At 62.8% G+C, this 25944-nt stretch carries 34 protein-coding genes and 2 tRNA genes; 3 read left to right on the top strand and 33 right to left on the bottom strand.

Annotated elements, in window-relative coordinates; genetic code table 11:
• Window positions 1–5: 5 nt before the first annotated feature.
• The 18 genes from C1I89_RS22140 to C1I89_RS22225 form a co-directional block, all read right to left on the bottom strand.
• Complete coding sequence (locus C1I89_RS22140) at window positions 6–434, bottom strand: hypothetical protein (protein WP_258231499.1); 429 nt, start codon at window positions 432–434, stop codon at window positions 6–8.
• A 2-nt stretch (window positions 435–436) separates the two neighbouring features.
• Window positions 437–3361: a pyocin knob domain-containing protein gene (locus C1I89_RS22145; RefSeq protein ID WP_102774643.1), complete on the bottom strand. Its 2925-nt coding sequence runs from the start codon at window positions 3359–3361 to the stop codon at window positions 437–439.
• A 5-nt stretch (window positions 3362–3366) separates the two neighbouring features.
• The gene (locus tag C1I89_RS22150) at window positions 3367–3702 is read right to left on the bottom strand and encodes a phage tail protein (RefSeq protein WP_258231500.1); all 336 of its coding nucleotides are present in this window, start codon (window positions 3700–3702) and stop codon (window positions 3367–3369) included.
• A gap of 5 nt (window positions 3703–3707) precedes the next feature.
• The gene (locus tag C1I89_RS22155) at window positions 3708–6707 is read right to left on the bottom strand and encodes a phage tail tape measure protein (protein ID WP_102774645.1); all 3000 of its coding nucleotides are present in this window, start codon (window positions 6705–6707) and stop codon (window positions 3708–3710) included.
• Window positions 6708–6727: 20 nt separating this feature from the next.
• A complete protein-coding gene (locus tag C1I89_RS22160) occupies window positions 6728–7045 on the bottom strand; it encodes a DUF1799 domain-containing protein (protein ID WP_181391024.1) in 318 nt (105 codons plus the stop codon).
• A gap of 68 nt (window positions 7046–7113) precedes the next feature.
• Window positions 7114–7524 carry a hypothetical protein gene (locus C1I89_RS22165; protein WP_102774647.1) on the bottom strand — a complete coding sequence of 137 codons (411 nt, stop codon included), beginning with the start codon at window positions 7522–7524 and terminating at the stop codon, window positions 7114–7116.
• Between the two features lie 83 nt (window positions 7525–7607).
• Window positions 7608–8543 (bottom strand): phage tail tube protein, encoded by a 936-nt coding sequence (locus C1I89_RS22170; protein ID WP_102774648.1) that lies wholly within the window; start codon window positions 8541–8543, stop codon window positions 7608–7610.
• 54 nt (window positions 8544–8597) lie between these two features.
• Window positions 8598–8792: a hypothetical protein gene (locus C1I89_RS22175; protein ID WP_102774649.1), complete on the bottom strand. Its 195-nt coding sequence runs from the start codon at window positions 8790–8792 to the stop codon at window positions 8598–8600.
• Window positions 8793–8807: 15 nt separating this feature from the next.
• The gene (locus C1I89_RS22180; protein ID WP_102774650.1) at window positions 8808–9227 is read right to left on the bottom strand and encodes a hypothetical protein; all 420 of its coding nucleotides are present in this window, start codon (window positions 9225–9227) and stop codon (window positions 8808–8810) included.
• A complete protein-coding gene (locus tag C1I89_RS22185; protein ID WP_146196931.1) occupies window positions 9224–9511 on the bottom strand; it encodes a head-tail joining protein in 288 nt (95 codons plus the stop codon). The genes C1I89_RS22180 and C1I89_RS22185 overlap by 4 nt, the downstream gene beginning before the upstream one ends.
• Window positions 9512–9533: 22 nt before the next feature.
• The gene (locus C1I89_RS22190; RefSeq protein WP_102774652.1) at window positions 9534–10535 is read right to left on the bottom strand and encodes a major capsid protein; all 1002 of its coding nucleotides are present in this window, start codon (window positions 10533–10535) and stop codon (window positions 9534–9536) included.
• Window positions 10536–10611: 76 nt separating this feature from the next.
• Window positions 10612–10962: a head decoration protein gene (locus C1I89_RS22195; protein ID WP_102774653.1), complete on the bottom strand. Its 351-nt coding sequence runs from the start codon at window positions 10960–10962 to the stop codon at window positions 10612–10614.
• A gap of 11 nt (window positions 10963–10973) precedes the next feature.
• Window positions 10974–12056 carry a head maturation protease, ClpP-related gene (locus tag C1I89_RS22200; RefSeq protein WP_181391025.1) on the bottom strand — a complete coding sequence of 361 codons (1083 nt, stop codon included), beginning with the start codon at window positions 12054–12056 and terminating at the stop codon, window positions 10974–10976.
• Window positions 12057–12067: 11 nt separating this feature from the next.
• Complete coding sequence (locus tag C1I89_RS22205; RefSeq protein ID WP_102774655.1) at window positions 12068–13588, bottom strand: phage portal protein; 1521 nt, start codon at window positions 13586–13588, stop codon at window positions 12068–12070.
• Window positions 13585–13791, bottom strand: a complete 207-nt coding sequence (locus C1I89_RS22210; RefSeq protein ID WP_102774656.1) for a phage head-tail joining protein — start codon at window positions 13789–13791, stop codon at window positions 13585–13587. The genes C1I89_RS22205 and C1I89_RS22210 overlap by 4 nt, the downstream gene beginning before the upstream one ends.
• Before the next feature lie 31 nt (window positions 13792–13822).
• Entirely contained in the window at window positions 13823–15811 is a 1989-nt protein-coding gene (locus C1I89_RS22215) for a phage terminase large subunit family protein (RefSeq protein WP_102774938.1), read from the bottom strand.
• Window positions 15812–15888: 77 nt separating this feature from the next.
• Complete coding sequence (locus C1I89_RS22220; RefSeq protein ID WP_102774657.1) at window positions 15889–16386, bottom strand: terminase small subunit; 498 nt, start codon at window positions 16384–16386, stop codon at window positions 15889–15891.
• Window positions 16383–17171: a hypothetical protein gene (locus C1I89_RS22225; RefSeq protein WP_102774658.1), complete on the bottom strand. Its 789-nt coding sequence runs from the start codon at window positions 17169–17171 to the stop codon at window positions 16383–16385. The genes C1I89_RS22220 and C1I89_RS22225 overlap by 4 nt, the downstream gene beginning before the upstream one ends.
• A 343-nt stretch (window positions 17172–17514) precedes the next feature.
• Here C1I89_RS22225 and C1I89_RS22230 point away from each other — a divergent pair, with 343 nt between their 5' ends.
• Together C1I89_RS22230 and C1I89_RS22235 are read left to right on the top strand one after the other, a co-directional pair.
• Entirely contained in the window at window positions 17515–17697 is a 183-nt protein-coding gene (locus tag C1I89_RS22230; protein WP_102774659.1) for a type II toxin-antitoxin system HicA family toxin, read from the top strand.
• 24 nt (window positions 17698–17721) lie between these two features.
• Complete coding sequence (locus C1I89_RS22235) at window positions 17722–18138, top strand: type II toxin-antitoxin system HicB family antitoxin (protein WP_102774660.1); 417 nt, start codon at window positions 17722–17724, stop codon at window positions 18136–18138.
• A gap of 63 nt (window positions 18139–18201) precedes the next feature.
• Here C1I89_RS22235 and C1I89_RS22240 read toward each other — a convergent pair.
• The 15 genes from C1I89_RS22240 to C1I89_RS22305 form a co-directional block, all read right to left on the bottom strand.
• A tRNA-Gly gene (locus C1I89_RS22240) sits at window positions 18202–18274 on the bottom strand.
• Between the two features lie 3 nt (window positions 18275–18277).
• A tRNA-OTHER gene (locus C1I89_RS34600) sits at window positions 18278–18393 on the bottom strand.
• Window positions 18394–18480: 87 nt separating this feature from the next.
• The gene (locus tag C1I89_RS34160; RefSeq protein WP_146196932.1) at window positions 18481–19206 is read right to left on the bottom strand and encodes a hypothetical protein; all 726 of its coding nucleotides are present in this window, start codon (window positions 19204–19206) and stop codon (window positions 18481–18483) included.
• Between the two features lie 10 nt (window positions 19207–19216).
• Entirely contained in the window at window positions 19217–19672 is a 456-nt protein-coding gene (locus C1I89_RS22250; RefSeq protein WP_102774662.1) for a hypothetical protein, read from the bottom strand.
• A gap of 224 nt (window positions 19673–19896) precedes the next feature.
• On the bottom strand, window positions 19897–20139 hold the full coding sequence (locus tag C1I89_RS22255) for a hypothetical protein (RefSeq protein ID WP_102774663.1): 243 nt from the start codon (window positions 20137–20139) through the stop codon (window positions 19897–19899).
• Window positions 20126–20473: a hypothetical protein gene (locus tag C1I89_RS22260; protein ID WP_258231501.1), complete on the bottom strand. Its 348-nt coding sequence runs from the start codon at window positions 20471–20473 to the stop codon at window positions 20126–20128. The genes C1I89_RS22255 and C1I89_RS22260 overlap by 14 nt, the downstream gene beginning before the upstream one ends.
• 27 nt (window positions 20474–20500) lie before the next feature.
• The gene (locus tag C1I89_RS22265; protein ID WP_146196933.1) at window positions 20501–20998 is read right to left on the bottom strand and encodes a hypothetical protein; all 498 of its coding nucleotides are present in this window, start codon (window positions 20996–20998) and stop codon (window positions 20501–20503) included.
• 44 nt (window positions 20999–21042) lie between these two features.
• A complete protein-coding gene (locus tag C1I89_RS22270) occupies window positions 21043–21456 on the bottom strand; it encodes a putative PDDEXK endonuclease (protein ID WP_102774666.1) in 414 nt (137 codons plus the stop codon).
• 8 nt (window positions 21457–21464) lie between these two features.
• On the bottom strand, window positions 21465–22247 hold the full coding sequence (locus tag C1I89_RS22275; RefSeq protein ID WP_102774667.1) for an ATP-binding protein: 783 nt from the start codon (window positions 22245–22247) through the stop codon (window positions 21465–21467).
• Entirely contained in the window at window positions 22189–23139 is a 951-nt protein-coding gene (locus tag C1I89_RS22280) for a replication protein (protein WP_181391027.1), read from the bottom strand. The genes C1I89_RS22275 and C1I89_RS22280 overlap by 59 nt, the downstream gene beginning before the upstream one ends.
• Window positions 23136–23630, bottom strand: coding sequence for a nuclease domain-containing protein (locus C1I89_RS22285; protein WP_102774669.1), 495 nt, complete (start codon window positions 23628–23630; stop codon window positions 23136–23138). The genes C1I89_RS22280 and C1I89_RS22285 overlap by 4 nt, the downstream gene beginning before the upstream one ends.
• Window positions 23627–23926 (bottom strand): hypothetical protein, encoded by a 300-nt coding sequence (locus C1I89_RS22290; RefSeq protein ID WP_102774670.1) that lies wholly within the window; start codon window positions 23924–23926, stop codon window positions 23627–23629. The genes C1I89_RS22285 and C1I89_RS22290 overlap by 4 nt, the downstream gene beginning before the upstream one ends.
• On the bottom strand, window positions 23919–24224 hold the full coding sequence (locus tag C1I89_RS22295; protein WP_181391028.1) for a hypothetical protein: 306 nt from the start codon (window positions 24222–24224) through the stop codon (window positions 23919–23921). Before C1I89_RS22295 ends, C1I89_RS22290 begins: the two co-directional genes overlap by 8 nt.
• Entirely contained in the window at window positions 24218–24733 is a 516-nt protein-coding gene (locus C1I89_RS22300; RefSeq protein ID WP_102774672.1) for a hypothetical protein, read from the bottom strand. Before C1I89_RS22300 ends, C1I89_RS22295 begins: the two co-directional genes overlap by 7 nt.
• A gap of 90 nt (window positions 24734–24823) precedes the next feature.
• Window positions 24824–25084 carry a hypothetical protein gene (locus tag C1I89_RS22305; protein WP_102774673.1) on the bottom strand — a complete coding sequence of 87 codons (261 nt, stop codon included), beginning with the start codon at window positions 25082–25084 and terminating at the stop codon, window positions 24824–24826.
• Between the two features lie 85 nt (window positions 25085–25169).
• Between C1I89_RS22305 and C1I89_RS22310 the strand changes: the two genes are divergently transcribed.
• Window positions 25170–25562, top strand: a complete 393-nt coding sequence (locus C1I89_RS22310; RefSeq protein WP_102774674.1) for a hypothetical protein — start codon at window positions 25170–25172, stop codon at window positions 25560–25562.
• Window positions 25563–25944: the final 382 nt, after the last annotated feature.

A 25944-nucleotide genomic window follows, 5' to 3' on the forward strand; every position in this document is an offset into this window, starting at 1 on the left:
ATCCTTTAGGCCGCAATACCAGCGGCCAAGATGAATAGACTGTCCAGGTCCTGCGCCGTCAGCCCCAGGGTGGCGGCGATGGCGATCAGCATTTCGCTGTCGCGGCGGAACCCCTGCAGGTCTGCCCAGGCCCGGCGATACATCGCCGGCGTCGCTGGGTCGTTGATGACCGCCTCGGCGGCCTCGAAGAGCGACATGTCGCCGTGGGGCGTCTGCCACATCGCCTCGCGGCCCTGGAATCGCGAGACGGCCTCCGGCACCGGTGCCGGAGGCTCCGGCGGTCCACCGGCCATAGCGATAAGCGATGCAGGCAGGCCGGCCAAGGGTGCGCCCGTGATGTCGTAGAACGCCAAGCCGCCCTCGGTTTCCTCGACGCGCACGTCGTCCTGTAGGCCCCAGTACTGGCCGGTTTCACTGTCTTGAAAGTACTTCACGGTCAATCCTCAAAATGGTCGGTGTAGCCACGCGCCCACAGGGTGACGTTGCCGTTGCCGCCGTTCACTCGGAACTGCAAAGTAGGCACGCTCGGATTGGCGTATATCGGTACAGACCGGTCGGAAATCTGGTTCCAACCCACACCGGATGCCATGAAGTAGACGAACTCGGAACGTCCGCCGCCTCTGGTCGGATGGTTCAGCTCCACCGACAAGTTTGGCTGCCCGGCGGCTGTGGTGGCCCATCCGGACAGATGAACGGTGTGGGAAATCGGCCCCGGCGTGCCCGTGCCCGGCGCGTAGGTCGTGCCCGCCACCACAGCGTCGAAGGTGTAGATTCGTACGACGTTGTCGAACCAGAACTCGTTGCCGATCTGCGTAAACGCCATCAGGTTGTTACTGGCATCGGTGCGCACGGTTCCGATGCGGCGATAGTGGCTGTAGCCGGCGGGGCGATTGGCGGCTACGACCGACGTGTCGAAAGCCACCGCGACAAGGCCATCAGAATCCCGACGCAGCAGGAACACGTAGTACCACCAGCCGGCCTGACGGGTGCCCGACAGCAGGCCGTTGCCGCTTGCGCCGTGCACGTACGCCCCAGACGTCTGTACCGTGCGCGTGTTGTTGGCGGTCAGCTCCAGCAGCACATCGCCGCTCGTCGATGCGCAGCGGCCGGGCTTGACCAAGATCGACGTCGCGTTCACCCACTCGGTGCCCAGGCCCTCGCGCTGCGTCGGAGTGACCGGCGCGAGCGCATACTTCGACAGGCCCGCGTTCCAACGGTGCCATCCGACCCCATCCACATAGAGATCCCCGTAGTCCGCCGTAGGTGCGTATGAAGAAAACGAAGTGGGCGACCAGGGACCGGCCACACGCCACGAGTACCAAGTCCCGCCGACACTGCCGTATCGCTCGAACACAATAGGATGAACGTTGGAGGCCAGGGTGCAGACGAAGCGCTGGTAGATTTGGCTCGAACTCATGGCCACGACGTCCACGAATCCTCGGGCCATCAAGCCCGACAAGGAAGGCCAATTGGTCCCGCTATTGACGACCGCACCATTAGTCCAGATGTAGCGCGTATTGGGTGTGGTCAGCGTGTTGGCATCAGCAGCACTGCTCAGGGTCGTCTGCGTAATGGCAGTCGCCATGTCAGCGTATTCTTTCCAAGCGGTCCACGTGCCGTTCGCATAGGTCCTCGTGAACATCTGGTTGCTATTGCCGGATGTGTAGCGCTGCACCACATACCCGGCAGGCGTACCTCCCGTGGAAACTTGCGCGAACACTTCCAAATTACCGGCCTGACCGATCGGAAAATTGGAGCCGCTGTTAGCAGCGGCGGCAGTCGGGATTGTCCAGACGCCTCGATTCAAGTAGGTATTCAGGTCCTGCCCGGCCGCCATCAATCCCATGTAAGGGAGCGAAACGTTGACGTAGGCGCCACCGATCCATGAGTGCATGCCGACGCCGTCCACGTACACATCGCCGCAGTTTGCGGTCGGCAGGTCGGAAGCGATGGAGATCGGCTGCGTGACGCGCCAGTCGCCCCAGGTGGTGGAACCGTTGCCGATGCGCTGGAACACGATGGGACGTCGCGTGGACGATGGCGTCATCGAGCAGGTCTGGATCATCCACGAACCCGTGATGACCACCACCGATAGGGAACCCGACGAATTCGCAGCTGAGGGCGGAAAATTGACGCCGCCGCTCTGCACCGCGCTGGAATTCCACGTGTAATACGTGTTGTCGGCGGTCAGCTTGTTCATATCCACACCCGAACCGGTCAGGTAGGTGTGCGTCATCGCCTGATCGAAGCGCGCCAACTCGAACCAGGGCCCCCAGGTTTTCGAGGTGCCGAAACGGATGCGCAGGAACATGCGCGGATTGGACGTCGGGTTCGTGACGTAGAGCTGCGTGACCTGCAGGTTGCCGCCCGTCGCCGCCTCGACCATTAGCATGCCGGCCAGCACGACCGGATAATTCAGCTCCGGCAGCGCCGTGGCGTTGCTGTTCATGTAGTAGGTGCCGGGCGTATCGAAATCGTTGAGGTTGTCGGCCACCCCCAACGACTTGCCGAGCACGCCGGGAATCTGGTCTTGCGGGACTTTCTTGTTGGCGTCCAGTGTGGCCACGCCGTTCGCCGCGCCCAGCAACGACGTGCGCACCGCCTCTTCCCAATCCCTCCATACGTTCGACACCAGCGTGCGGAAGAACATGCGATTGGAGTTCGCCGCCACGTACACCTGAACGATGCCCGTGGTGCCGGCGGCCTGTCCCGGGTGGATGCCTGACAGCACAAGCAGGACACCAGAATTGCCGATTGGGAAATTGGTGCCGTTGGCGGCGGCGCTGGAAGATCCTACGATCCAGATCCCGCGCTGGGTGTAGTCGTTCAGGTTCGGCGCTGGAGAATCCGGCATGTTGCCCATATACCCGAACACGCCCGCGAAGTTCGGGATCTCGGTCCAGTCCACCCAGCTGCCTGCCGTTCCCGTCTGCGTGCGCACAAAGACACGCGTGCCGGCGGCCGACGACGCCCTGGCGGTGAATCGCTGCATGACCACGACGGACGACGCCGTGTTGTCCGGGATCACCTCCAGCCACCCCTGGCTGGGGATCGGGTAGTTGGCCCCAGCGCTGACCCCGGCCGACGTCGCCTGCACGTAGACGCCAGGCGCCGTGTAGGTGTTCAGGTCGTGCGCAGTATTGGGCAGGCGCTGCGAGTACGGCGCATACCCGATCGGGAGCCGGCCGTTCGCATCCAGCGGGGCAATGCCGTTGGCCGCGCCCTTGCTATCCCAAACGCTCTTCAGCTCGAGATTGAGCCTCGAGAAGTTCGTGTTGACCTTCTGCATCGCGTTGCGCAGCGGGTCGCCCTTCCGGTCGTTGGCGGCCTGGCCGATATTGATTTCTTCGAGAGTCGCCATAGCTATCAGGGTTTGAATTTCTGCTTGAAGGTGACGGTCAACGTGAACCAGCCGCCACCGATGGGAACAGGGCTGTACCCCTGCTCCATGAGAAAGACCGCCTGCTGGCCCATGGGCGGGGTCCAGAGGAATCCCTTCCAAGTGCCATGGCGGTCGAGAAAAGCCTTGATCGGCAAAATTTCAGATTCCGTTCCGAAAAACTCCAGCGGCCATGTTTCGGACCGAGAATTGATGCCGTCTTCGGCGTCCTGGGAGTAGCCGTCGCCAAACTGCGCTTTCAACGCGCGAAAGCGAACGTCGCCTCGCGGGTTCTTACGCGGGCACCACGAAAAAATTTCCACTACGGTCACCTACCATTCAGTCGGTTCCATGACGCCCCGCCGGCCTTATACGAACGCGCAATCAGCCGCTGACAGCGCTGGTCAACGAATTCGCCGATCTCCTTTCCAAACTGCTCCAAGCCCGCCGGCGCGTCGGTACGCACACCGCGCCCTTCCTGTAGGTAGATCGACACTTGCACGGGAGGACCTGCCCGGTAGCCGCCGTCAGCTCCAGGTCCGCTGGGCCAATTGGGAATCTGAGCTCTAACCCCCAAACTTCCGTCCGAGGCGCGCTGCAGCGGCATGATTGCCTCGGGCCCGGCTTCAGCGAAAACGCCCGCACCCTTCGCAAATGCAAATACCTGCGGGGTGTCGTAGACGCCGTTGGAGTACGTGGAGAGGCTGGGCGACGTGTAGACATTGCCCTTGGCGTTCGCGACCCATCCATTCGACGCGATGAGCGACCCGATGCCGTCACCCCCGGCAGCCTGAACGCTGCTGGCCATCGCTTCCGTCCCAGCAGCCGCTCCGGAGCCGAGGCCGAAAAGGCTTCCAGTAATTCCCGTAACGAGGCCCACCATGGCCTGGCGCGCCGCGATCTTCGAAATGTCGGCCAAGACGCTGCGGGTGAAGTCGGAGAAGTGCGTCTTTCCCGTCGTGGCGAACGACGCCACGACGTTCTCCATCCCGGAGAACAACGAGGAAAACACCTGCTGGGACTGGCCCATCAGGTTGGCCGCGCCGTCGACCCACTCGTTGACGGCCAGCAGCGCGCCGTTCTTCCAGTCGGCCTGAAGCGCGACGCGCTGCTGCATGTAGCCGCGCTCGCGTTCGACCTGAGCCAACATGGCAGCGTCGATTTCGGCAATGCCCTGCTGGTACTGCTCCGAATCTAATGCGCGTGCCCCGCCCTCCCGCAGAACCTTGTCCGTGAAGCCGTCTCGGATTCGCCGAAACCGATCCTGCGCCTGGTTGATCGAATCAACCAAGGCACGGTCGTTCGCGCCCAGGGTCATCGCGTTGATCTGGCGACTGACCTGCTGGTCGCGCGTGCCGACGTAGTTCTTGATATCGAGTTCAGTGGCCCGGATAGCTCCTCGGATCTTCTCCTGGTACTTCTCAATATCCGTGGCCTCTTGCGCGTGCGAACGCACGATCTGGGCCTCGAGCTCCTTTACCCGACCAAGGTAGCGCTCCCGCTCCGCCAACTGCTTCTTGCCGCCGGCGATCTCCGCCTGCCTACGCACGACCTCCAGCTCATCCTGCAGGGCGGCGCGCTGAGCCTCCGCGCGCTTGTGGATGAACTGCTCTTCCGACAGCAGGCCGCGGGCACGCTCGCCTTCTAGGCGCGTGTTCTCTTGCCGTAACGCCTCTTCCCGCAGCCGCGCCTGCGCCTGCATCGCAGCCAACTGGGCAGAAATGCCGTTCTGGCCGGCCGAGGTGGCGTCCTTGTCCTCATACTGCTTCCGGAGATAAGCCTTTAGCGCCTCAATTCTCTTGGGCTCGATATCTGGATCATTGGGACTTACTATCTTGGTATCAGTGACCCAGGAATCTAGCTGCTTCAGCGCCTCCTTAAGCTGTTTTCCCTTATCGGCAGCCAGATCAAGCTTCAAGAGCTCTTTCTTGGCCTCGATTGCAGCCTTCTCCGCCGCTGCGTTCAGACCCTTGATCTGTTCTGTTGCATCTTCGATGCCTTTCTGATCCTGCAGCGAAGAAAGCTCGGCGCGGTCGGACGCCAAGTTCATCTCGGTGCGGCGACGATTCACATCAGACAGTGCCCCCCGCTCCAGCCGCTGCTCGCGCTGTCGAATCCGCCCCTGAACCTTTTTGATCTCCTCATCCAGCGTGGTGTCACGGCCAATGGACTTCAACACCTCCCAATAACCCTCGGCCTCCTGCTTGGCGCCCTTCCATGCGCGCTCGAGGAAACCCAGTTTCTGAGGCGCCTCTGTACCTAGGTAGTCATGCAGGGCCCGTGACGTTGCCTGCATCGCAGCTTCGCGGTTCCCGGTCTCCTCCAGCGTGCGGATGTAGTCCCACTGGGCAAGCGACATGAAGTTCATGGAGCGGTTGTGCTCTTCCGCCCACTTCGTGACGCCCTCCGGCATCCGCGCGAAGTCCTTGGATATATCATCCATCGACTGACCGGACACACGCCGCAGCTCCACCATCGTGGCGCTCAAGCTGGAGATCGTGTCCTTCGAGATCTGGCCGGTGGCGACCAGCGACTCCACGGCCTGACGCGCCTTGCCGAGCCCACCGCCGCCAAGCTGAGCGGCAGCCGCGGACATCTCGCGAATGCTGCCCGCCGTAACGCCGGCGTAGTTTCCCGTCAGCCTGATCGTGCGATTGAACCGTTCGGATTCGGCATGGCCCTGGTATGCAGCGACCCCGAACGCCACCGCCGCTCCGGCCAGTAGCGTGTACGGGTTCACCAGGCCCATCAGAGTTGAGCCCAGCGCGCGCGCCGCAGGCACGATCCCGCCGAACATGTCCTTCAACTGTCCGCCCTGCTGCAGCATGACGGTCATCGGCTGTTGGCCGCTTTGCAGCGACACCACGATGTCCGTAATCTGTGCAGGAACACCACGCATGGCCGCGGCTGTCTGCGCGGCGGACATGCCGTGCTTATTCAGAGCGGTTGACCCAGCGTTGAGCGCGGCTTCCTGGGCCTTCAATCGACTGATCAGAGGTGCGGCCTGGCCGGCGACGCCCAGTTCAGCAGCCCGGAGCTCCAGCAGTTCCGAGCGGGTCTTCCCAATCGCCTGCGCCTGGCGCTCCAGGCTTTGCAGAAAGCGATCCCCGGCGGTTGCGTATGCTTGGGCGCCAGCAGAGGCCGCGTTTACCGCGACCGACATCTGGGAGGAAGACGCCCCCATCCGCTGAGCGGCTGCAGAAGCGCGACCTAGGGTGGTTTCCGTCGCCGCGGCAAACTGCGCCGACGCGGCACTGCCAGCACTAAACGCGCGCAACAGGTCGGATTCGTCGCCGGTGAGCCGAACGCCAAGAGTCTTTTCCGTCATTTTGATTTCCGGCGTTGCGCCTATCCCTTGTTCTCAAAGACCTCAATGGCGGCCTGTTCCATCGCCCTGAGCTCCATGAACATCTCGCGGCGCGCGCGCCGCTTCACCCGCAGCAAGCGCAGCGTGGACTCGATTTCTGCCGATGCGATGCCAACCCGAACCGGATCGCCCATTGCGGGTGCGACCCAGGTCCAGCACCGCCCAAGCGCCAGAAACGCTTCGAACGTCGCCCAGTTCTCTGGCCAGATCTCGAAGACCTGCGCTTGGGACTCGCCAGCCGGCCGGGCCGCTTCGATGACTTCCGGCGACGCGCCGGCCGCCCTCAGTGCCGCCAGCACCTGATCGTCGGCATCGAATTCATCGCCCGATGAGCGAGCCCCGCCGGCCCAGTACCTGGCGGCCTCGATTAGTTTTTTTTCTTGGCCCCTTCATGGGCGGCGAAGAATCCGTTGTGCAGGGGGATGACCAGTTCCGGCCAATCTTCCAGCACCTGACCCAGCGATCCCGCGCTGAAGGGAACCGAATCGCCGGAGGCGTCTTTGACGCCGAGCCAGCCGGCCATCTTTTCCTTGATGAAATCGATATCGCTGGCATAGGAGTAGGCCGGGACGGTGCCATCTTCGCGAACGATGGGACCCAAGCCCTGGGCCGCACGGGCCTTGTTCACCATGCCGTCCCGCAAATCGGCCAACTGCTCCGGCGAATGGCGGTGATATTGCGCGACGAAATTGATTGCGACGGGCTTGCCATCCGCTCCGTGGACGCTAACGTCCACTTCGATGGCAGCAATGGGGCGACGCGTAACGACGAAAGACATGAATGCTCTCCAGAATGAGAAACGCCCGGCATAGGCCGGGCGCAATGGGATAAGTGAGGAATGGATGCCGAAGCGGCGAGCTGCTACTTGACGACGATTTCCAGCTCGTCGTTGCCGACGGCGCCGGGGTTGATGTTCATATCCAGGTTGAGCATCGCCACGCCATCCTGGTCGGAGTACGTCGGATTGGTCAGTTGGGCGGCATTCGCATTGATCTGCACGATGTGGCCCACGGCCACGCCATGGGTAACCGAGAGCGGGGAACCCGCACCGGACAGCACCATGGTCGGCCAGTTCAAATCGGCGATGCGCGGCAGCTCCAGGACCAGCTTGCCGGTCGGTTTGCGGTCCGTGATCTCGGCCCCCTCGCACCCGATGAGCGTGCGCCATACCAGTTGGTTCGCGATATCGCACGACATGGACTGCAGGCAGCCCGTGTAGGCACCGAGGGACCAAGCCGGAGTATTCGCTTTGTTGACCGCCTTCGGGATCTGGAAGGCGCTGAAATTCACCCCTGCCGGCATCGCGCCGTCGGTGATGGGCAGGTATGCCCCCATGAAGCGATAGCGCAACACCGGGATGCTCTTGGCGGTCAGGTCGAACGCCACGGTCCCGCGGGCATCCACGATCTTGTGGAACACCCCGTCCAGGAAGTAGTGCAGCGTAATCAGTTCGAAGTCGTCGGAGATCGGCAGATAGCGAACGTCCGTATCTTCGGTGATGGTTTCCGCGAAGCCGCTGGCACGCAAGAGCGGGCCCCACGCAGGCGGAGTGCCGGGCGTGCCCGAACCTGCCAGTTCGACTTCGAATTCCAGTTGTGCGTACTGGGTGACGGCGACCTGGCCGGAATTGCCCATGTAAGGCCGCAACAGTTCGCGCTCGACGAACTCGGCCGACAAGGGCGTCGCGGTCAGATTTCGCACCAGCACAGCGTCGGTGGCGCCTGCCGGTTGGGCGTCGGTTCCGCCAGAGGCCTGCAGCTTCGCCAGCACGACGGACTTTCGGGTTTTCTTAGCCATCATGGGCTCCAAAGAATGACGGCCCCGGCGGGGCCTGTTTGTGAAGCGCCAGCCCTACCGGGCCTGGCAATTGGCGCAGGGCGCAGTCCGCTGGACCAGGACACGTTCGCCGGTGACCGGATCGCGCAGATAGGTGCCGCCGCGGCCGTGGTGTTCGTCGGGGGGAGCGGACTCGGGCGCCGGCGCAGCCGATGCGCTCTCGGTGGGCGCGCCCTTGCCAGCGGTGGTCACCGCCTTGGTCTTGCTCATGGTTTCTCCAGGAAGTCACCGGTCCAGCGCATGCTCGTCGGTCTGATAGGTGATCCGGTATCGCTTGTTCACAACCTGCCGCCGCAGGTCGCCATTGACGTACTTGGGCTCATCGGTGCCGAACTCGGCAACCTCGACCACATTGGGGCCGGCGTATGCCATGACGACCGGGTGGGCCTGCTCGAACACCATCTCGGCCAGGGCCTGATGGTCATCGCCTGCGGTGTGAACAAGGAGGTGGATCTCGCGTACGCGGGTGGCCCGTGGCGGGTGAACGCTCTCCACGGACTCCCCACCCAACTGCACGGATATCACCATCGGTGCCTCCCTGGAGATTGCACGTACAGGCGATGGCTCAACCTCGGCGGGAAATCCTGGCGCCTCCTCTAGGGCGGCACGCAGGTCCTCGACGTATTGCATTGCCAGGGTGGTCATGCCAGCAGCTCCAGCATCGCGCGCGACCAGAAGCCGTCGCCTACAGCGGTTGGCTCCTGACGGACTCGGTAACGGTCGCCCCCGATTTCCACCTGGCTGCGGTACGCCAGGTCGGGCACGTCAGCAGTGGTGTATTCGATCTCGTAGTCGGTCGAATGCACCAGCTCCCCCTCGTCGATGACCTGCGGGCGCTCGAACCGGACTTTGAATGGAACGGGAGGCTCCGTGTCCAGCAGCCACGCCGGCTCGCGCAGCCCCACCGCATCGAACGCTTCGTCGAACACGGAGTTATCCCATTCCATGGCTTTAGGTGCCCATCTTCAGCTTGATGATGGCCTTGGGCCGCGTCGGCAGGTGCAGCGGATTGGACTGGCTTTCGATCTCGAGCCCCTTCCCGAACGGCAGCGGCTCGACCCGCGTGTAATACGGCAGGCCGTCGGTGTTGACGGTTTCCATATAGTCGGCCGGCGCGAAGCGCGTGATGAAAAAATCGGACACGCCGTCGGGAAAGGCGTACGCCTCCTCGTCGCCGATGAAGGGAGCCCCCCCCAGCTTGCCGCGGTAGCGTTCGTAGGTAATGCCACCGATCTCGAAGGAATCGGCCGGCTTGCCCCGCAGCTCGGCTGCTTGCGCGGTATTGAGGTACGTCTCGCGTACGCTCTTGTGGTTGATCAGCGTCTTCCAGAAGTCCTTGCCGCACAGCGCGCGAACGCCGCTGGCCGGGGTGGCGCCCAGGGCATCCTCGACCAGATCCACGACATCGTCCGACTTCTGACGAACGAGGGTGGTTGCGCTCGTGAGCTCCATCGGGAATTCCTGCTGGACAATGCCGAAGGAATGGTAAACATCGAGCAACACCGAAGTGCCGTCGGCATCCAGGATCTGCCCCTTGATGCCGCCCACGCGCTGATATTCGTGCGTCAGATCGAGTTGCTGGCGGTGTTTCTTCTGGTACTTGGCAACCCGCGCCTCGGCCGATTCCAGCTCCGATTGGCTCCCGAACGCACGGATGCCCTGGATTTCGTCGGCCAGCATCGTGGAACGTTGCGGCAAATGCACGGTGTTGAACGGAATCAGCTTGCGGCCGGTCAGGACGACCGATTGACCGACACCGCCACGGGGCTTGGCGGACACCAGGCCCAGCGTCTGGCCGTCGTATTCGATTTGCACCACGGTGGAGGAAACGCCCTCTTCCGAGTAAAGGCCGAGCTTGCCGATGCGGCCCGGGACGCTCTCCAGCTCGTTGATGGCGGCGGTCAAGGCGGAAACCGTGAATTTCTCGTCTTGGAAGATATTGATATCGGCCATGTCAGGCTCCAGAAATAGAAACGGCCGCCCGAAGGCGGTCGCGAATGTTGGGAAGGTGGATTTGTGTTGGTAGGGATCAGCGAACGATGATGCCGGCCGCCTCCAGAGCTACGCGCGCCGGCGCATCCAGGCCGACGAGCAGATCGCCGACCAGCTCCGCTTCACGTGCGATGACGACGACCTGCTGATCCTCGTCGGACGCCGGGACATTGCCGTACAGCACGGCGTCGGCAGTGATCGGCTCGTCGGGGTCCGCCCCCGGGCCGGCGTAGGCGACGTACTTGCCGTCGTCACCCAGCGTGAGCAATTGCCCGGCAGCCAGGGGGACAAGGGTGGCAGCCAAGATCGCGTTTTCGCGCGAGCGCTGGCCGTTGGCTTCGGAGAGGATGAAATCGGCCGTTCGGGCCTGTTGATGGATGAAAGGCATGGTGCTGACTCCTAGTGGGCAGAGAGGGCTTTTCGTTTGGCGTAGATCGCCTGGGGATTCGGCCCGCTCTGCTTCGGGGCCGATGAATTGGTGGGAGGTCGGTTATTGATAGGGTCGCCCGCATCGGCCACGACATGCTCGAACAGGCGCGCACGCGCCTGGTCTACCGTGAGGCCCGCAGACACGAAAGCGGCAGCCTTCTCAGGCAGCTTTGCTGCCAAGCAGATGCCGGCGATCTCTTTGGCTTGCGTGACCCGTTGATCCGCCAGTTCAAGACTATCCAGCGCACCGCTGAGCAGCACACCTTCCGCAAGATCCGCGATCCCCTCTTGCCGGCAAGACGCATAGACACGGGCGGCCAGCGCAGATGCCGTCGGCGCATCCGCCGGAGGAGCCGGGACCGGCTCGGGCTCGGGCTCGGGCTTCGGATCCGGCGCGGGCTCGGGGTCGCCCTCTTCCAGGGACTTGAGCATAGCTTTCACGTCGTCAGGCAGATTCTTGTGCTTTTGCAGCACAGCAGCCGCACTATCCGACATCTGCAGGCGCACGGGCTCCTCGATCAGGTCGCAAAATCCCAACGCCTGCGCTTCGAGCGCGGACATCCACGTGGTCGCGTCCATCATTTCGATGATCTTGTCACTGTCCAACCCACTCTTACGGGAGTAGGCTGCCACCACGCCGTCTCGGATCCGATCCATCATTTCTGCGGTGGTGCGCAGATCCTCGGCCGTACCACCAGTGATGATCCAAGCGTTGTGGATCATCATCTGCGTATTCTCGGGCATGATCGTTGGCTTGCCGGCCATCGCGATCAATGAGGCCGCGGAGGCGGCGACGCCATCCACCCGCGTGGTTACCCGACCGGCGTACCGACGAAGCGCGTTGTAGATTGCAAAGGCGTCGAAAACGTCGCCCCCTGGGCTGTTCAGCGACACCAAGATGTCGGCACCACCTGCCGCTGCAGCGTCCAGTTCTGCGACGAACGCTTCGGCCGTAGTTCCCCAGAATCCAATTTCGCCATAAATGCGAATCTCGACCACGGGCTTATCCGCCTGCGCATTGACGGTGATCGAATACCAAGCCTTCTTTGCCATATTGGCTCCATTCATTGATTGAGAGGGTCGGGGCTGCCGCCCCCGTCAGATCTCGTCGCCTTGCCGGCGCTGGTCGTGTACCGAGGATCGCTATCGAACACAAAGCCCTCGGCGTCGGCCGTGTCGTTGTCGGCACGAATCTCCGCCGCAATGTGGTCCGGATCGTCGCCCTTCTTGAGGATGATTGACGACCGGCTGGAAAAGCCGCTTCGCACCGATTCCTTGTCGGCCTGCGCGTCCTGCACGGGGTTGAAGTACGGCCAGCCCTGGGGCACCCACAGCACGCGCAACCATTCACGGCGGCGGCGGTGGAAATCTGGCATGGGGAACGTGCCGGAAAGCGCCAGGGCGTCGATCCAGGCATTCCAGACGGGGCGGCAGAGCTGATGGATCACGCAGTGCCATTGGTATTGCTCGATGAGCCGATGAAACTCGTTGACCACCACCCGCAGCGTCCGATCGCTGATGCCGCGCAGGTCGCCAGTTGCGATCTCGTAAGGCACGCCGACAGAAGCAAACGCCCCCATCAACTGTTGCCGCATGAACCCTTCGTAGTTGTCGCCGGCATCTGGCGGGCTGGAGAATGTCACTGCTTCGCCGGGTGCCAATTCCTGCATGGTGCCGGGCTCCATGGAGACGAGCGGCGTGCCATCGTCATCAATCTCATAGCCGTCAGACTCCCCCGTAAGCGGGTTATTCGGGTCGGCGTCAGGGTCGGGCTTCGTGATGAAACCAGCAAAGAGGTTTGACACCTCCTGCCGATACATGACAGCGTCGTCCAAGTTGTCGATGGATTTCAGACGGAGCAAGACGGTAGCCAGAGCGGTTACCCCCCGCACCTGTCCAGGCCGCAGCATCGGATACGCGTGGATAACCTGGTCGGCTGGCACCCTGACGATGTCCTGGCCTGCCGCACTGCGGCCAAATTCGCCAGGATGACGACGCCACAGGTGATAGGCAGTACGCCGTCCGATGGCATCGAATTCCACGCCATTGACGATCTCGCCGCCGTGCGGCAAGGTAGACGACCGCTCGACCGGCAGTTGGTCGCCTTCCATCTGCTGCAATTGCAGTGGTACGGATAACCCGTCCTGCGGCCGCCGTGGACGCAAACGGAACAGAGTTTCACCATCCTGGAAGATGCTGCGCACGGCCAGCGCCTGCATCCCGTAAAAATCCAGTCGACCGTCGGCGTCGGCCTCCTGCACCCAGTCGGCCCACAGCTCCTTCAGCGCCCGCCGGATGTCGGGGTCCGGGTGCTTGGGGTACGGCTGGATCCCCGTGCCGATCACGTTGGATACCCAGCGTGTGGTCGCAGTCAACGCCCATGGGTCATTGCGCACGGCGTCGCGCGCCCGACGACGCTGCAGGCCCAGGTTTTGCGTCGCCGCGGCGTTCGGCCCAGCCCCCGAGGGATTCCAGTTCCGCGCCCGGCTGCCCGTGGCGCTGCCGCTTTCGTAGCTACTGCTCATCTGCGCGCTAAGGCGACGAGGCACAAGCAGACTGGAACCACGATGTTTCAGATAGCTCATCGGATCCCCTTGCCAGCGTTGCGCAGCCTGAACTGCCGCGGGCGCCCCTTTCCTTTGCTCAGTTCCCGCTCCACATGGGCGCGGGCGCGCATCAATTCGTCCGTACTGCGAAAGCGCACGCGCTTGCCGTCGTACTGGACCTCCAGTTGGCTGTTCGCTATCGCGCGATCCAGCCTTTCCAGGTCCGCCTGGGTGTATGCCATGACCTTGCCCTATTGGTTTCTGTTCTGCGGCCTACCTGCGCCCCCTGAGGTAGCTGGAAGCCGCAACTCGCCGGCGCGCCGGTTTGACAGCCGGCACGGCACGCGCCGCTGGCGCCGCAGGCGCGGTCTTCGCCGAGGTGGCTGGCCGTGTGGTTGATTGCGGCGGCGGGTCTGCCTCTTCGTCCCGCGGTGGCGGTAATGCATCGAGCTTTGCCGCCATGGCGTCCCACCAGGCTTCCGTCTTGCGAGACAGGCTCAGATGCTCTGCCACCCATAGCGCATACACCGCGCAGTCCAGTGCTTCGACGCGCTTGCGTAGCGCCGTCCACAGCGTTCGAACACCCGTAGCAGTCTTCCGAGATACTCGCGCCTCGCCTGAGAACTGGCGGAACCACTCGTCCGACATATCCTCGGAAAGGTGGACATAGCCTGGGCCTGGCGTTTCGATAGCGAGACGGCTGTGCAGCAGATCCTTGGCTAGGTTCGTGCCGACGTGCCACAGGATCACGCCCTTCTTGATCCGCTTCCCTCGCCAGTCGATATCCACCTGGCCGGCTCCATCCTTGATGGCCTTCTCGCCGAAGGGGCGACCGCGGACGGCAAAGACCCGGCGCGCCTTGTTTCGGCGCGCGAAGTCGTAAACCGCATTCGAATGGTGCCCGCCGCTGTCGATGGCCGTGGCGTAGATGCTCATCTGTTGGCCGCCTTCATGCTGGAAGCGACGCTCGAACAGATACGCCGCCACGTTCGACCAGACCTCGTCCTCCGCCGGGTTGCCGTGGAATATCTGGTGATCGACGGTCCACATTTCACCGCCACGACCAAATCCCCAGACGCCAACCTCCACCCGATTTCCCTGCGTGTCGCAACCCGCAAGCAGCAACACGCAGCCCATCGGAACAAGGTTCTCGGCCAAGCCGGGAAGCCTGTAGGCTTCGATCTCGGCCCGGCGCTTCAGCTCGTCCGCTTCGATCTTCTCGACTTCGCCCTCCCAGGCCTGGCCCAGGGTGGTATTCCAGAAGGTCTTCAGCGGTTCGTCGTCACCCAGCTTCGCCTTGGCGTAGGCCTCCTGGAATTCGCGCACAAGCTTGGCCCAACTGACCATGGGGCTGTACGCGGTCCACACATGGAACGCGACGCGGCGATGCGCCGGTATGACTTCGCCAGCGGCGTTGCGAAATACGCCGTCGCGGTCGATGGTGGTGCCGTCTGAGCCGTACCAGAACCCGGCTTCCGATGCCTCCAGGTACTCGCTCTGCGTGATAAGGCAGCCGCAGTGCGGGCATAGGTGCTTCACCGATTCCGGATCACCATCGACCCACTTGAACCCATGCGGTTCGTCCTTGCCCCCCCAGGTCAGCGCATGATGCTCGTCGCAGTGGGGGCAGGTGATGTGATAGTCGTATCGCGCATCGGCGCCGGCTGCACGCTTATCCATCAGGCAGGTCTCTTTCAGCTTCGGCGTGGATCCGACCACCATCTTGGGGAACGTTGCGCCCTCGAGGCGCTTGGCTGCCAACTGGCCGGGGTCGCCTTCGCCGTCGATGTTCGAATCGAACGAGCTGAATTCGTCCAGGTACGCAACGCCGATGGATAGTCGCCGGTAGTTGTCGCCCGACCGCCCCCCGCGAAGATGCAGCACACTGCCGCGAAACTTCTTTACCAGCAGCGTGTTGTCTTTATGCCGAGCCAGCCGTGTCGGGAAGATCGGATGCATGACCGTCACGTCCCGCAGCATCGGCTCCAGCTCGGTCTTGACGAACTCGTCGCGCGCGCTGTCTGTCGGCTGCCACAGCGCCTGATTGCGCCGCTTGTGTTCAGCGAAATAGCCAACAGCCGCCAGCAGGATCTTGGTGTACCCGACGCGGGCCGACTTGATTACGTCGACCTCGTGCACGTCGTCGCTGCCGACGCAGGCGAGGATGGCCCGCTGAAACGGCCAGGCCTCCCAGCGCTGCTCGACATATGACGATTCCGCCGATAGATAGAAATGGCGCTCGGCCCATTCGCGCAGCGTCATGGGCTCCGGAGCGGCGAAGGATGCAAGCCCGCGTCTCAGCGCGCGCGCGACCGCGGCGCGATTGGACTCTACGAGCATTACTCACCCTCGTTCTCTTCGTCAGCCTCCAGGTCTTCCAGCGACAGGGATGCAACCGCATTGCGGGCCTTGGCAAGCTCGCGCCGCACGATGGTCAGATCCGCATCAGTCAGATTCGGCAGCCGGCGCTTCAACGCCGTCGGAATCGCATCCATAGCGGCGCTGACCTTTGTTCCAGCCCGCGTCAGCACATCCTCCAGCACACTGACTGGGGCAAGTTCGCCGCGCGCAACCGCGTTCTCCATCTCGATTTTGTCCGCCTGCGCTGCATACAGCCGCGCCTTCTCCTCGGCAGGATCGAGCGTTCTGGTTTCCTCGCCAGCGTGGCGTCCGGCTGCTACGTCTCGAATGTGCCCGCAGTAGGACAGCAGCCAGTTGCCCAACGTGTCGCCCGCGACCATGACGCCACGCATGAGCAAACCGCTTACGGCAGGCTGCGTGATGCCGACCAGTTGCCCGAACCGGGCCTGGGTCGTCTTCTTGTCAAGGTCGATCATCTTGCGGTGGACAGGGCCAGGTCTAAGGCGGTGGAAAACTCAGCGTCGTAGCGTTCGCCGTAGACCGCCTCGGCCGTCTCGTAGAAGGGGAAACGTTGCGTATATGACGGCTGGGCCACTGCCAACAGAACCGGCTTCACATCGGCGCCATGCGTGCCCGTCTTCTGCCACACGCCGGCGGCCAGCCGCTGCTCGCGGTTGCCAGACATAGACCCCTTGCCGCGCGAAACGAAGTACTGCACGCCGTTGATGCGCTTGTAGCCTTCGGCCGTCCTTCCCACCTTCGCCGTTCGAGCGCGGCTGCGGGGCGTAGAGTTCGCCCGGTAGCCCTGCTCGCCGAAGGCCTGGAGGTATGAGAGCAATCGCACGATCTGGCCGCGCGACATGTTGCCGTAGGCGTCGATCTCGGCGGCCGCCGCCGGCACCGTATAGGCGCCGGCAGGCAATCCGACCCGAGAAAGCGCCCGCTCGGAACGCTTGAATCGGCGGCCGCCGCCCAGCACCTGGGGCGGCAAGTACTTGTCAGCAGAAAGGCCCTTGCCGGCGCCGTCGCGGTAGTCGACGGTGGCCACCAGGTTGTCCTTGGTGGCCCGGGTCAACCGCAAGGCGCGCATCGTGTATGGCGTCGGCCGGTCGAATACTTCGCCGGTAACGCGAGCCAGCGCGTCCAGGATGTGCTGCCCAACCCGGTTCAACGCCAGCGACGTGGCGTATGGCAACTGACGCTGGGCCTGGCCGAAGAAATCCACGCCCTCCCTCATCGACGAGTGATGGCGCAGCTTCATAAAGCCCTCAGATATAAGCCCGCCGCCGAGGGAAATTCTCGGAGGGACACATTCAACGGCGGCCGGAAGCCCGCATGAATCGCGGCTTGGAGGCCGAAATTATTATTACCCCCCCTTAGCGCGCCCGTGACTAGCGAGCGTTCGGGGTTCGAATTACCCTTACCGGACCGATTTTCGGAGGGGCCCCCGGGTTTTCCCTATAAAGCCATCCCCTTTTATTGAAGGCCCGGGCCGCCTCGCTGCCCTTGCCGGTCAATCAGGAGATTCGCAGCGGGACGTGACCGCTCCTCAGAGCAGCCACATTTATGTTGTGTATTCGTGTGTATTGTGTATAATTACACACATGAACAGCGCAGACCTCATCAAGCAACTGAAAGCCGACGGCTGGTATCACGTGCACACCGTGGGTTCACACCACCAGTTCAAGCACCCCACCAAGCCCGGCAAGGTCACCGTGCCGCATCCCAAGAAGGACTTGCCGATAGCGACACAGCGCAGCATCCTCAAGCAAGCCGGCCTGCGATAAGCAGGCCATTACAGGAGAAACCGAATGCTCTACCCGATCCACGTAGATAAGGACGAAGGCAGCGCCTACGGGGCGTCCTTCCCCGACTTCCCCGGCTGCTTTGCAGCGGCCGACGAACTCCAAGATCTTCCGCGCGCAGCGCAGGAAGCTGTTGAAGCTCACTTCTTCGGTGAGACCGAAGGCATCCCGGCCCCGTCTACTCCCGAAGCCTGGGCCAACCACGAAGATTTCCAAGGTGGCTACTGGATGATGGTCGATATCGACCTGTCCAAGATCAGTACCAAGGCCGTGCGGCTCAACATCAGCCTGCCCGAAAACCTTGTTCACCGCATCGACGAGATGGCAAAGTCGCGCCACCTTTCGCGCTCGGCATTCCTGGCTATGGCGGCCGAACACGAAATGGTCTCCATGGCCACAGAACGCTCTATGGCGCACGCGTAGCCCGCTATAGCCGCAATACACAAAGCCCCGACCGGACTATCCGTATCGGGGCTTTCGATTATCTGGAGCGGACAGAGGGAATCGAACCCTCGCTGCGCGGCTTGGAAGGCCGGCGGCTCACCATGAGCATGCCCGCGGGTTGCGCGGCTGGGATTCGAACCCAGGGACTCCCCAGTATTGGGTGCGCGCCCCACTGGAGAGCCTGTAGCGGCATCACCCTTCGTCCAGACCTTTCGGCATCTCGGGCACCGCGCAAGAACGCAGAACCCGCCACTGGCGCAGCGGCGGGCCTCGAAATGGCCAGAAACTGGCCTCACTATGTAAAGCTGATTCGCACGCCGCTCAGTCGGAGATGCCGTCGACGGTCTTTTTCACAAAGTCCAGGGAGGGCTTCTGCGTTCCGGCAACGCGAAGCGTGATCGACTTATCGCCGCTACGCCAACGCACCATAGTCATTTCCTCCTTGTCCTCCGGACGAACGAGGCGCGTAGCGATTGCACCTCGCTCGATACCGCCAGCCGAAATTCGCACGTTCACATCGTCCGCGGATGTGAGGTTGACCATGCCGCCCTTGCTCAGCAGTTCTTCCGACAGGATGACCGGTCCCACATCCGCGCAACTGAACACCCGAATTTGGCCCGTTAGCTTGCCATCCACTTCGACACCACTGGGGGTGCTCTGCAGCAAACCGCATTGGCCCAACAGCCCCCTCGATATGTCGGCGGGAATGACCCAGGACGAATTCAGATTCTCGGGAAGGGTGCCGCGGGCCTTGGCGAGTTGGTCGATACGTTCCTGCATGGGTTTGAATGAACGCTCGACAACAGGCAACGAATCGAGATCCGAGACGATGCTCGACTTGAGAGTACGGCTTGCAGCTTTGGCCGAGTCCGCCTGGTGCTTATCCCAAACTGCTCTTGCATCGCTTGGCATGTTGGCGGGCGGCTTGATCTCGCTCCGCGCGGGAAACTCGGTCGGCACCGCAGCCGCCGCATATGCAACTGCTCCGGCCGACTGCAGTATTCCAGCGACGAGAGCGAAAACAACTACTTTGAAACTATTGCGCATCTGACTTCCCTTAAAAGCTGCAGTTGTCGGCGAACGTATGCACGCAATCTTCGAGATCGTCCGTCGCTCCGCCAAAACTGTTCGGGCAATGCATGGCGATTAGGGCCCACCCCTCATCCTCATCGGTCCTCGGAGCCGGCTGAATTTGATGGAAGCCTTCAACCTGCCAAAAACCTTCTCCCGCAGCGAACCATGATACCGCAGCGGATCGCCACGTCACGGCAGGACCAGCGCTCACAAAGACCTGGTTGAAGTCGTCCAGATTCACCTGGTATGACTGCGTGTACAGATTCCAGTACGAAGCTCCGCCAGTGTCCCAGGATATGGATTCGTTGTTGATGCAGTTGGCCCGGGAGAACATGCTCATGTTCCACACGGGGATTTCCTTGTTCGGATCTGCCGCAGTAGCGGCGCCCACCAATCCCAAGCCGAGCAGGCACCCGATAATCAGACTGCGAAACTTCATTTGCAACCTCCAAAAAAAACGTCCCTGACTTTTGGCCGGGGACGAAATAGAACCGAACAGGATTGTTCCTCACTAGGGTTGGACGTTGCGGACAAACGGCCATCTAGCTGGAGAATGCAAAAAGCCCGCCGGCTTTCACGCGGCGGGCTTCTTATTTGCATTTCGTACAGGCGCACCTGTGGACGGACAAATTGTCCCAGATCACGTCCCACTTTGCGAGAACTTCATGTCCCACTTTTCCAGCGATAGCACAACGAATTGCGCACACCGCTTCGGGTTGGGCGCCGCAGGATATGGCCTGCTTCCGCCAACTGCGCCAATACGCGGGTAATGGCCTTGCGATCACGCTCACGCTCGCGTGGGGCCAGTTCCCGCGCCCCCGTTGCATGCCGCACCAGTTCGACCATCCTGAAATCCCGCCCCGGGTAGGCCGCCATCAACCCGATAATTTCCTTAGCAAACTTCACGTTTCACCTTGTCTTTGAAGAGTCCCAAATACAGCTTGTATTCAGTTGCCGATACGGCATTGCCCGTCACCTGCGCAATCCAGCGCAGGGCTGCCGTGCGCCGCTCATGCGATTCCAGGCCCGCAAACCTTTCATGGCGTTGCGGATACTCCGCGATGATGATCATGCGTTCGGCGAGAGGCAGCGCCCGGTGCAGACGTTCAACCGCCAGCGCGTGGCTCACCTCGATGGGGTGATAGTCCTCCGTCTCGGGCACGTACCACGTCATGTTCCCGACGGGCCCGCCGGCCCAGCACCAGCGCGCCCAGTTCCAGAGCACAGCATCCGCGTTCATTCGATCAGCCATCGCGCCCCCGGGCACCTAGCCCAGCCCCTTGAGCAGCGTCGCGATCTGGCGGACGGTAGCGACCTCCTCCGTCAGCTTCTGCGCCCGTTCCGCCATGACAATCGCCCCCGCGTCCAGCTCGTCCGCGATCCTTAGCAGCGCTTTCGCTTCGGAGCGAAGCTTGGCCGCGATGCCGCCGATGACATCCATAGGCTCCCCCTTCACCACCGGCTCCGCGCCAGCGGGCGCAACGGACTCCAGCGACATGCCAGTCGCTATCGGGCCGGGCCGCAGCTTCACCGTTGTCATGCGTTGTTCGCTCATGCTCTCCTTCTCCTTGACTTCAACGCGCCGGAACGACCCCGGCACGATTTCTTTCACCAAGCCCGCGTCCTTGAGCCGGCCCAGGCAACCGCGCATGGTGTGAATATCCGGGGATGCGCCCGTGCTTTCTTTCAATGCCTTGGCAATCTCCAAAGGCGTGAACGATCCGGACGCCCTCGCGGGCAGCACCGCATAGACCTTCTGGGCCACCGACGTTTGCCCATCAAGCAGGGCAGCTCTTCTCTCTGGCGTCATCAAATAATCCCCGGGGAATAAGTCACTTTCGCGGGCAGCATTTCCCGCAACCATTGCATTGCCGCTTCCCAGCCGAGCGTGACGGTATGCCGCCCCCGGACAGGAAAAATCCTTGGGTTCACATGGTGCGCATCCACCATCACCGATTCGCCGCGCGCCCCCGTCTGCCTGTAGATCAGGACCGGCACGCCGCTTTCGCCGGCCTGGTCCTGGGCCTGACGCCACCAAGCCGGCAAGGCCAGCGTGTTCTTGTGCTTGCATTCGATGCTGATCCGGGCGAAGGCCGGCTCATCCGCCACGACATCGCTATCGCCCGCCTGATTTCGCACGCGGCGGCGCCAGGTCGTTCCCGTCGCCTCCGTCAGCAGACCGGCCACCTTGCGCTCGTAGGCTGCACCCTTGTTGCGGGACATCGCACCGCTCATACCCGCGCCCCCCGGTGGCTGTCCCAATCGAAAACCACCATGCGGCCACCGCCCTCCCGCATCCGGTCGATCACGCGGTCGCCCAGTTCTTGCACCAGCGCTTCCTTCGCTAGGTTGCTCAGCAAGATCGTGGGCTTCATGGCGTTGTATCGAGTGTTGATCACGCTGGACAGGATGATGCGTTCCGCGTCCGTGCCGTACTGATTGCCGATTTCGTCCAGCACCAGCAGGTCCGGCGCCGTCAGCTTCTCGATGACGGCCGCCTCAGTCGTGGCCGCGTCCTTGCGGTAGGTGCCCTTGACCGCCTGCATGGCATCCAGCACCACCGCGAAGCGCGCCGAGTAGCCCGCCGCCAGCACGCGGTGCATGATCCCGACCGCCAAGTGCGTTTTGCCAGTGCCCGGGCGCCCGCAGAAGATCAGCCCCCGGCCAGCGGCGCGTACGTCGGCAAAGGAATCGGCGTATTCGTTGGCAACCGCAAGCGCGACAGCCGGTCGGCCACCGCCGGCCGCGTCGTACGTTTCCAAGGTCTTGCCGTGGTAACGCAGCGGCACGTCCGCCTGGCGCATGAGACTGGCCCGGCTGGCCTCCGCCTCCAGACGGAACCGCTCCGCCTGCTGGCGCTTCGCATTGCACACCGTGCAGTCGGACCAGCCGACCGGCGTTTTCATGGCCGTGTACTCGCCATGTTCCGGGCAGCGCCGCGTCTCGGTTTCGAAGTTAAAACCGGCCATCGTCATCAACACCGCTGCGGTAGTCCTGGCGGTCGAAGTTTCCATGCTGTCTCTGTCCTTTGCCGGCAGGCTTTGCAACGGCGTTTCGGTGGCCGGGGACGGACGCGTCCCGCTGCGCGCCCCCGAGCCAGTTCACGATGAATTTGTTGATCCCGCGGCGCGTCTTGCGCTTGGCGGGGTTGGCCTTCAGCCACACAGCCATCTGCCGCGTTGCGTCGGGCACGTTGACCAGGGGAAACGCCGCGCTCCACTCCGCGACCTCCTGGGCTGTCGGCAGATGCTCGGAGCCGTCAGCCAGCAGCAGCGGCTGGCAAACGGGAGGCGGAGCATCGGTTTCTTCGGGGGCGGTCAGCGCAAGCTGGCCGTCGCCAGAAGGAACTGCGTCAGCAGTTACTTCCTTTTGTTGGTTGTCTTTTGGAAGGTTGTCTTTTGTGTGTCCCGATTCGGGACTAGCGACCTGTCCCGATTCGGGACTACCTGCGTCACCGATTCGGGACACCTGTCCCGATTCAGGACATGTCCCGTTTTGGGACAGGTGTCCCGATTCAGGACTCCCCCCCTGTCCCGATTCGGGACTAGCAGCCGGCGCCGTCGGCACGCTGGGCAACCATTCCGCATAGTTCTTGTTCACGCCCACGACCGAGCCGTAGCGGCCTGGGCGCTTGTGAATGACCTTCATCGCCGCCAGTTCATTGAGCGCGGTGCTGACGTGCTGGCGCGGGGTCTTCGCAAGAATGGACGCCAACTGCGATGCAGACAGGTCGTCCTCCTTCTTTCCGAACCCGTAGGTCTTGCGCATGACAGCCCGCAGCACCTTATGCTGGCGGTCCGTCAATGGGTGCGCCAAGATGGCGTCCTCCAATTCGTTGGAGATCCGCATAAAGCCGTTCTCAAGCTGGGGCGATTTCGGCGTCATAGGCAGTACCACGGCGCTCATGCCGCCTCCCCGTACAACTGCTGATACCCGCGCTCCGCCTCCGCCGGCCATTTGCCCATGGCGATGATGCGCAAGCGCGTCAGGTGCAGGCCGGGGACGAAATAGCTCAGCTTCATCGCCCGGGGGGCGGTCGATTGATCCAGGAAGTGGTGGCACCCGCCGCAGCCGAAGGCGATGGCCCAGTCGTGCGCCTTGATGCCCTTGCCCTTCCCGTCTCGGGTCTGGTTCGAATGGCAGGCGACCGTGGTGTCCGTGCCGCCCCAGCAATACTTCGGGACGCGCAGCAGGCACTCCTCGCCCTTGGCCAGCGCCAGCAGGCCAGGATTGCGATACACGGTCTTCGGCGGCTTTTTGCCCTTCTTGCGCGCCTGCATGGCAGCGCGGGGCGGCGGCATAGGCTTGGCCCGTATCATCGGGGCCTTCGCCTTCAACGGCGCACCACGTTTCATCGGCGTCTTCTGCCGGAGCGGCGTCTTGCGTTGCAATGTCATGCCGCCCCCGGGGACTTTCGAACCCGATACCAGGCGGGAAGCTGCCAGGCGTTCACACGCCGCTTCACCAGGCCGGCGCGTACCGCATCAAATAGGAAAGCGCTGACGGCACAGCGGGCTGCTTCGTCCCGCGAGGTGCTAGGCCAAGGATCGACCGGCACCAACGCGGGCTCAACGATTTCCCGCAGCGCCCGCACATCAACCCGGCGCGCCGTGTCGATAATGGCCTGGCGGACCGCCTCCACCGTCTCCAGCGGCACACGGTAGCCCCTGAACATGTGTAGGCAGTCAGCCATAGATGCCGCTCCACGCCAGAAACGGCCTGCGGATGGCCGTATGGAACAGCCCTGCCGCCGTGGCGTTGTGGTCCAGTTCCGCGCGGCTGGCGATTCCGCACATGTCGCGCACGTACTGCGCTGCGTGCTGGCTGGGCGACACGCCCTCAGGGGCGGCCCCGATGCGGGAAACAACCCACCGCTGGAACTTCGCACCGTTGCACATCATTGCAGCCGCGCGCGACAGCGCCGCCCCCTTGCGCCCTGCGGACGCAACACGCGCCCGCACAGGTACACCCGATGTTCCGCGTGTCAGCATCGCACCCTCGACACATTGCGGGCGCCACGAAACGCGAGGACGGCCAACTCCATGAACAGCGTGTAAAGCGCGCTACGCTCATCGGGGTCGATATACCCATCGGCCATCGCGTCGAGGGTCGACGAGTTCAGACCGCCGACCTTCGCCCCGACCTGCAGCACCTTTTCATGAATGGCCTTCAATTCGTCGGGCCAGCCACCAGCGGGCGGCGCCGGCACGTCCAGGCAGGTCAAACCATGCTCCACCATCGCGTAGGTCTGCGCCCAGCGATGCGCAAACCCCGCCGAGGCCGCGTACTGCAACATCCACTCGGTAAGCAAATCGGCAATCTCGAACGTCATCGACTCACCTTCCTGCCCGTTCAGCTTGGCGCGCAGGGATTCGTAGTGGATCCGCTTGCCACGTCGCTCCGTCAGGAACGACGCAGCCTCCTTCACGCCACCAGGCGTACTGCGGACATCGTTGTAGAGAACATCAAGCCAGTTGTGGGAGGGATGGCGGCAGGTCATTGGGTCTTACCTTGGAATCTAGAAAAAACAGGGTTTCGCTCTCGCGCCGCCATCCCTAAGATGCGCAGCATGGAAAAAACGAATTGCGCCCTACACGTCGAGCGGTCCGATCTGGACCTTTTCATCCGGCTTCTCCAGCGGGCGGTCCGCGGCTTCGCGGGACACATCCGGTATGCCGTTGAAAAACCAATCGGGCACCGTCACCACCCAACCGGCAGTGGCGCGGATTTCGACAATCAGGGGGATGGCTGCACGGGTAGGCCGGTCCGTCGCGCCCTCCTCGCTCTCCAACGGGCGCAACTCGCCGATGGCGCTCCTTTGCCAGACCGTCGTTTCTTCCAAGCTACGCATGGCAAGGCTCCTTAAAACGGGCGGCCGGCCCTTTAGAATGATTGCTCTCACACAACACACTCGCCCCCACAGGAGAGGACCGACCATGACCGAGAATCCGTTTGGCGACGACGACGCCGCCTCTACTTCCGAAAAGCGGCAATTTCTGGTTCTGCTGTCTGCTGGCAAGGACAGCCTTTCCATGACGCAGGCCATCGTGCAGAACATCAAAAAGGACGTGGATCCGAAATCCAATCCCTTGTGGATCGACTCCAAGGGCATCGGCATCCTTGTAGAAACCGAACTTGTGGCCGCGTCGATATGGAATCGTGCTATCGCAGGGCTTGACCATGAGCGCAGCGAAGCGCTCAAGGACATGTTGATCCTGGAGGTTGGTCAAGACTGGATGGCACGGAAAGATGCGCCCGCCACACACTGGCTTACTACGCATGTCGGTTCCCCCCGACTTGTGCCGCGTGATCAGCTAAGGCGTCGTTGAGGTCCAGCTTGCCAACCAAATGGGCCCACCCTATGGAAACGCCGACGCTGCGGGCCATGCAAAGCCGGCACGTCCGGACAGCAAGGCGACTTCCGCGCTTCTCGGCCCAGCCCCAAACCCACATCTGGCTGCAGAACCAGTTGGCGAAGCGATCAAGGATGGCGGAGCTACGCATGGGCGGGCTCCTTGCCGGCAGGCCGCGCGAGTTCCGGCCACACGATCCAGTAATCGAGTGGCCGGAGCTCCTGGCGCCGCACGAGGCCGCCGGACGCCAACTCCAGTCCCATGCAATTTTTGGGAGACGGCTTACGGCCCTTGCACCGACCGCGCCACTGTCGAATCTGCGCATCGTTCTTAACGACATATCCGAGCTCAGCCATAC

This window comes from Achromobacter pulmonis (assembly GCF_002885955.2).
GTDB lineage: Bacteria > Pseudomonadota > Gammaproteobacteria > Burkholderiales > Burkholderiaceae_B > Achromobacter > Achromobacter pulmonis_A.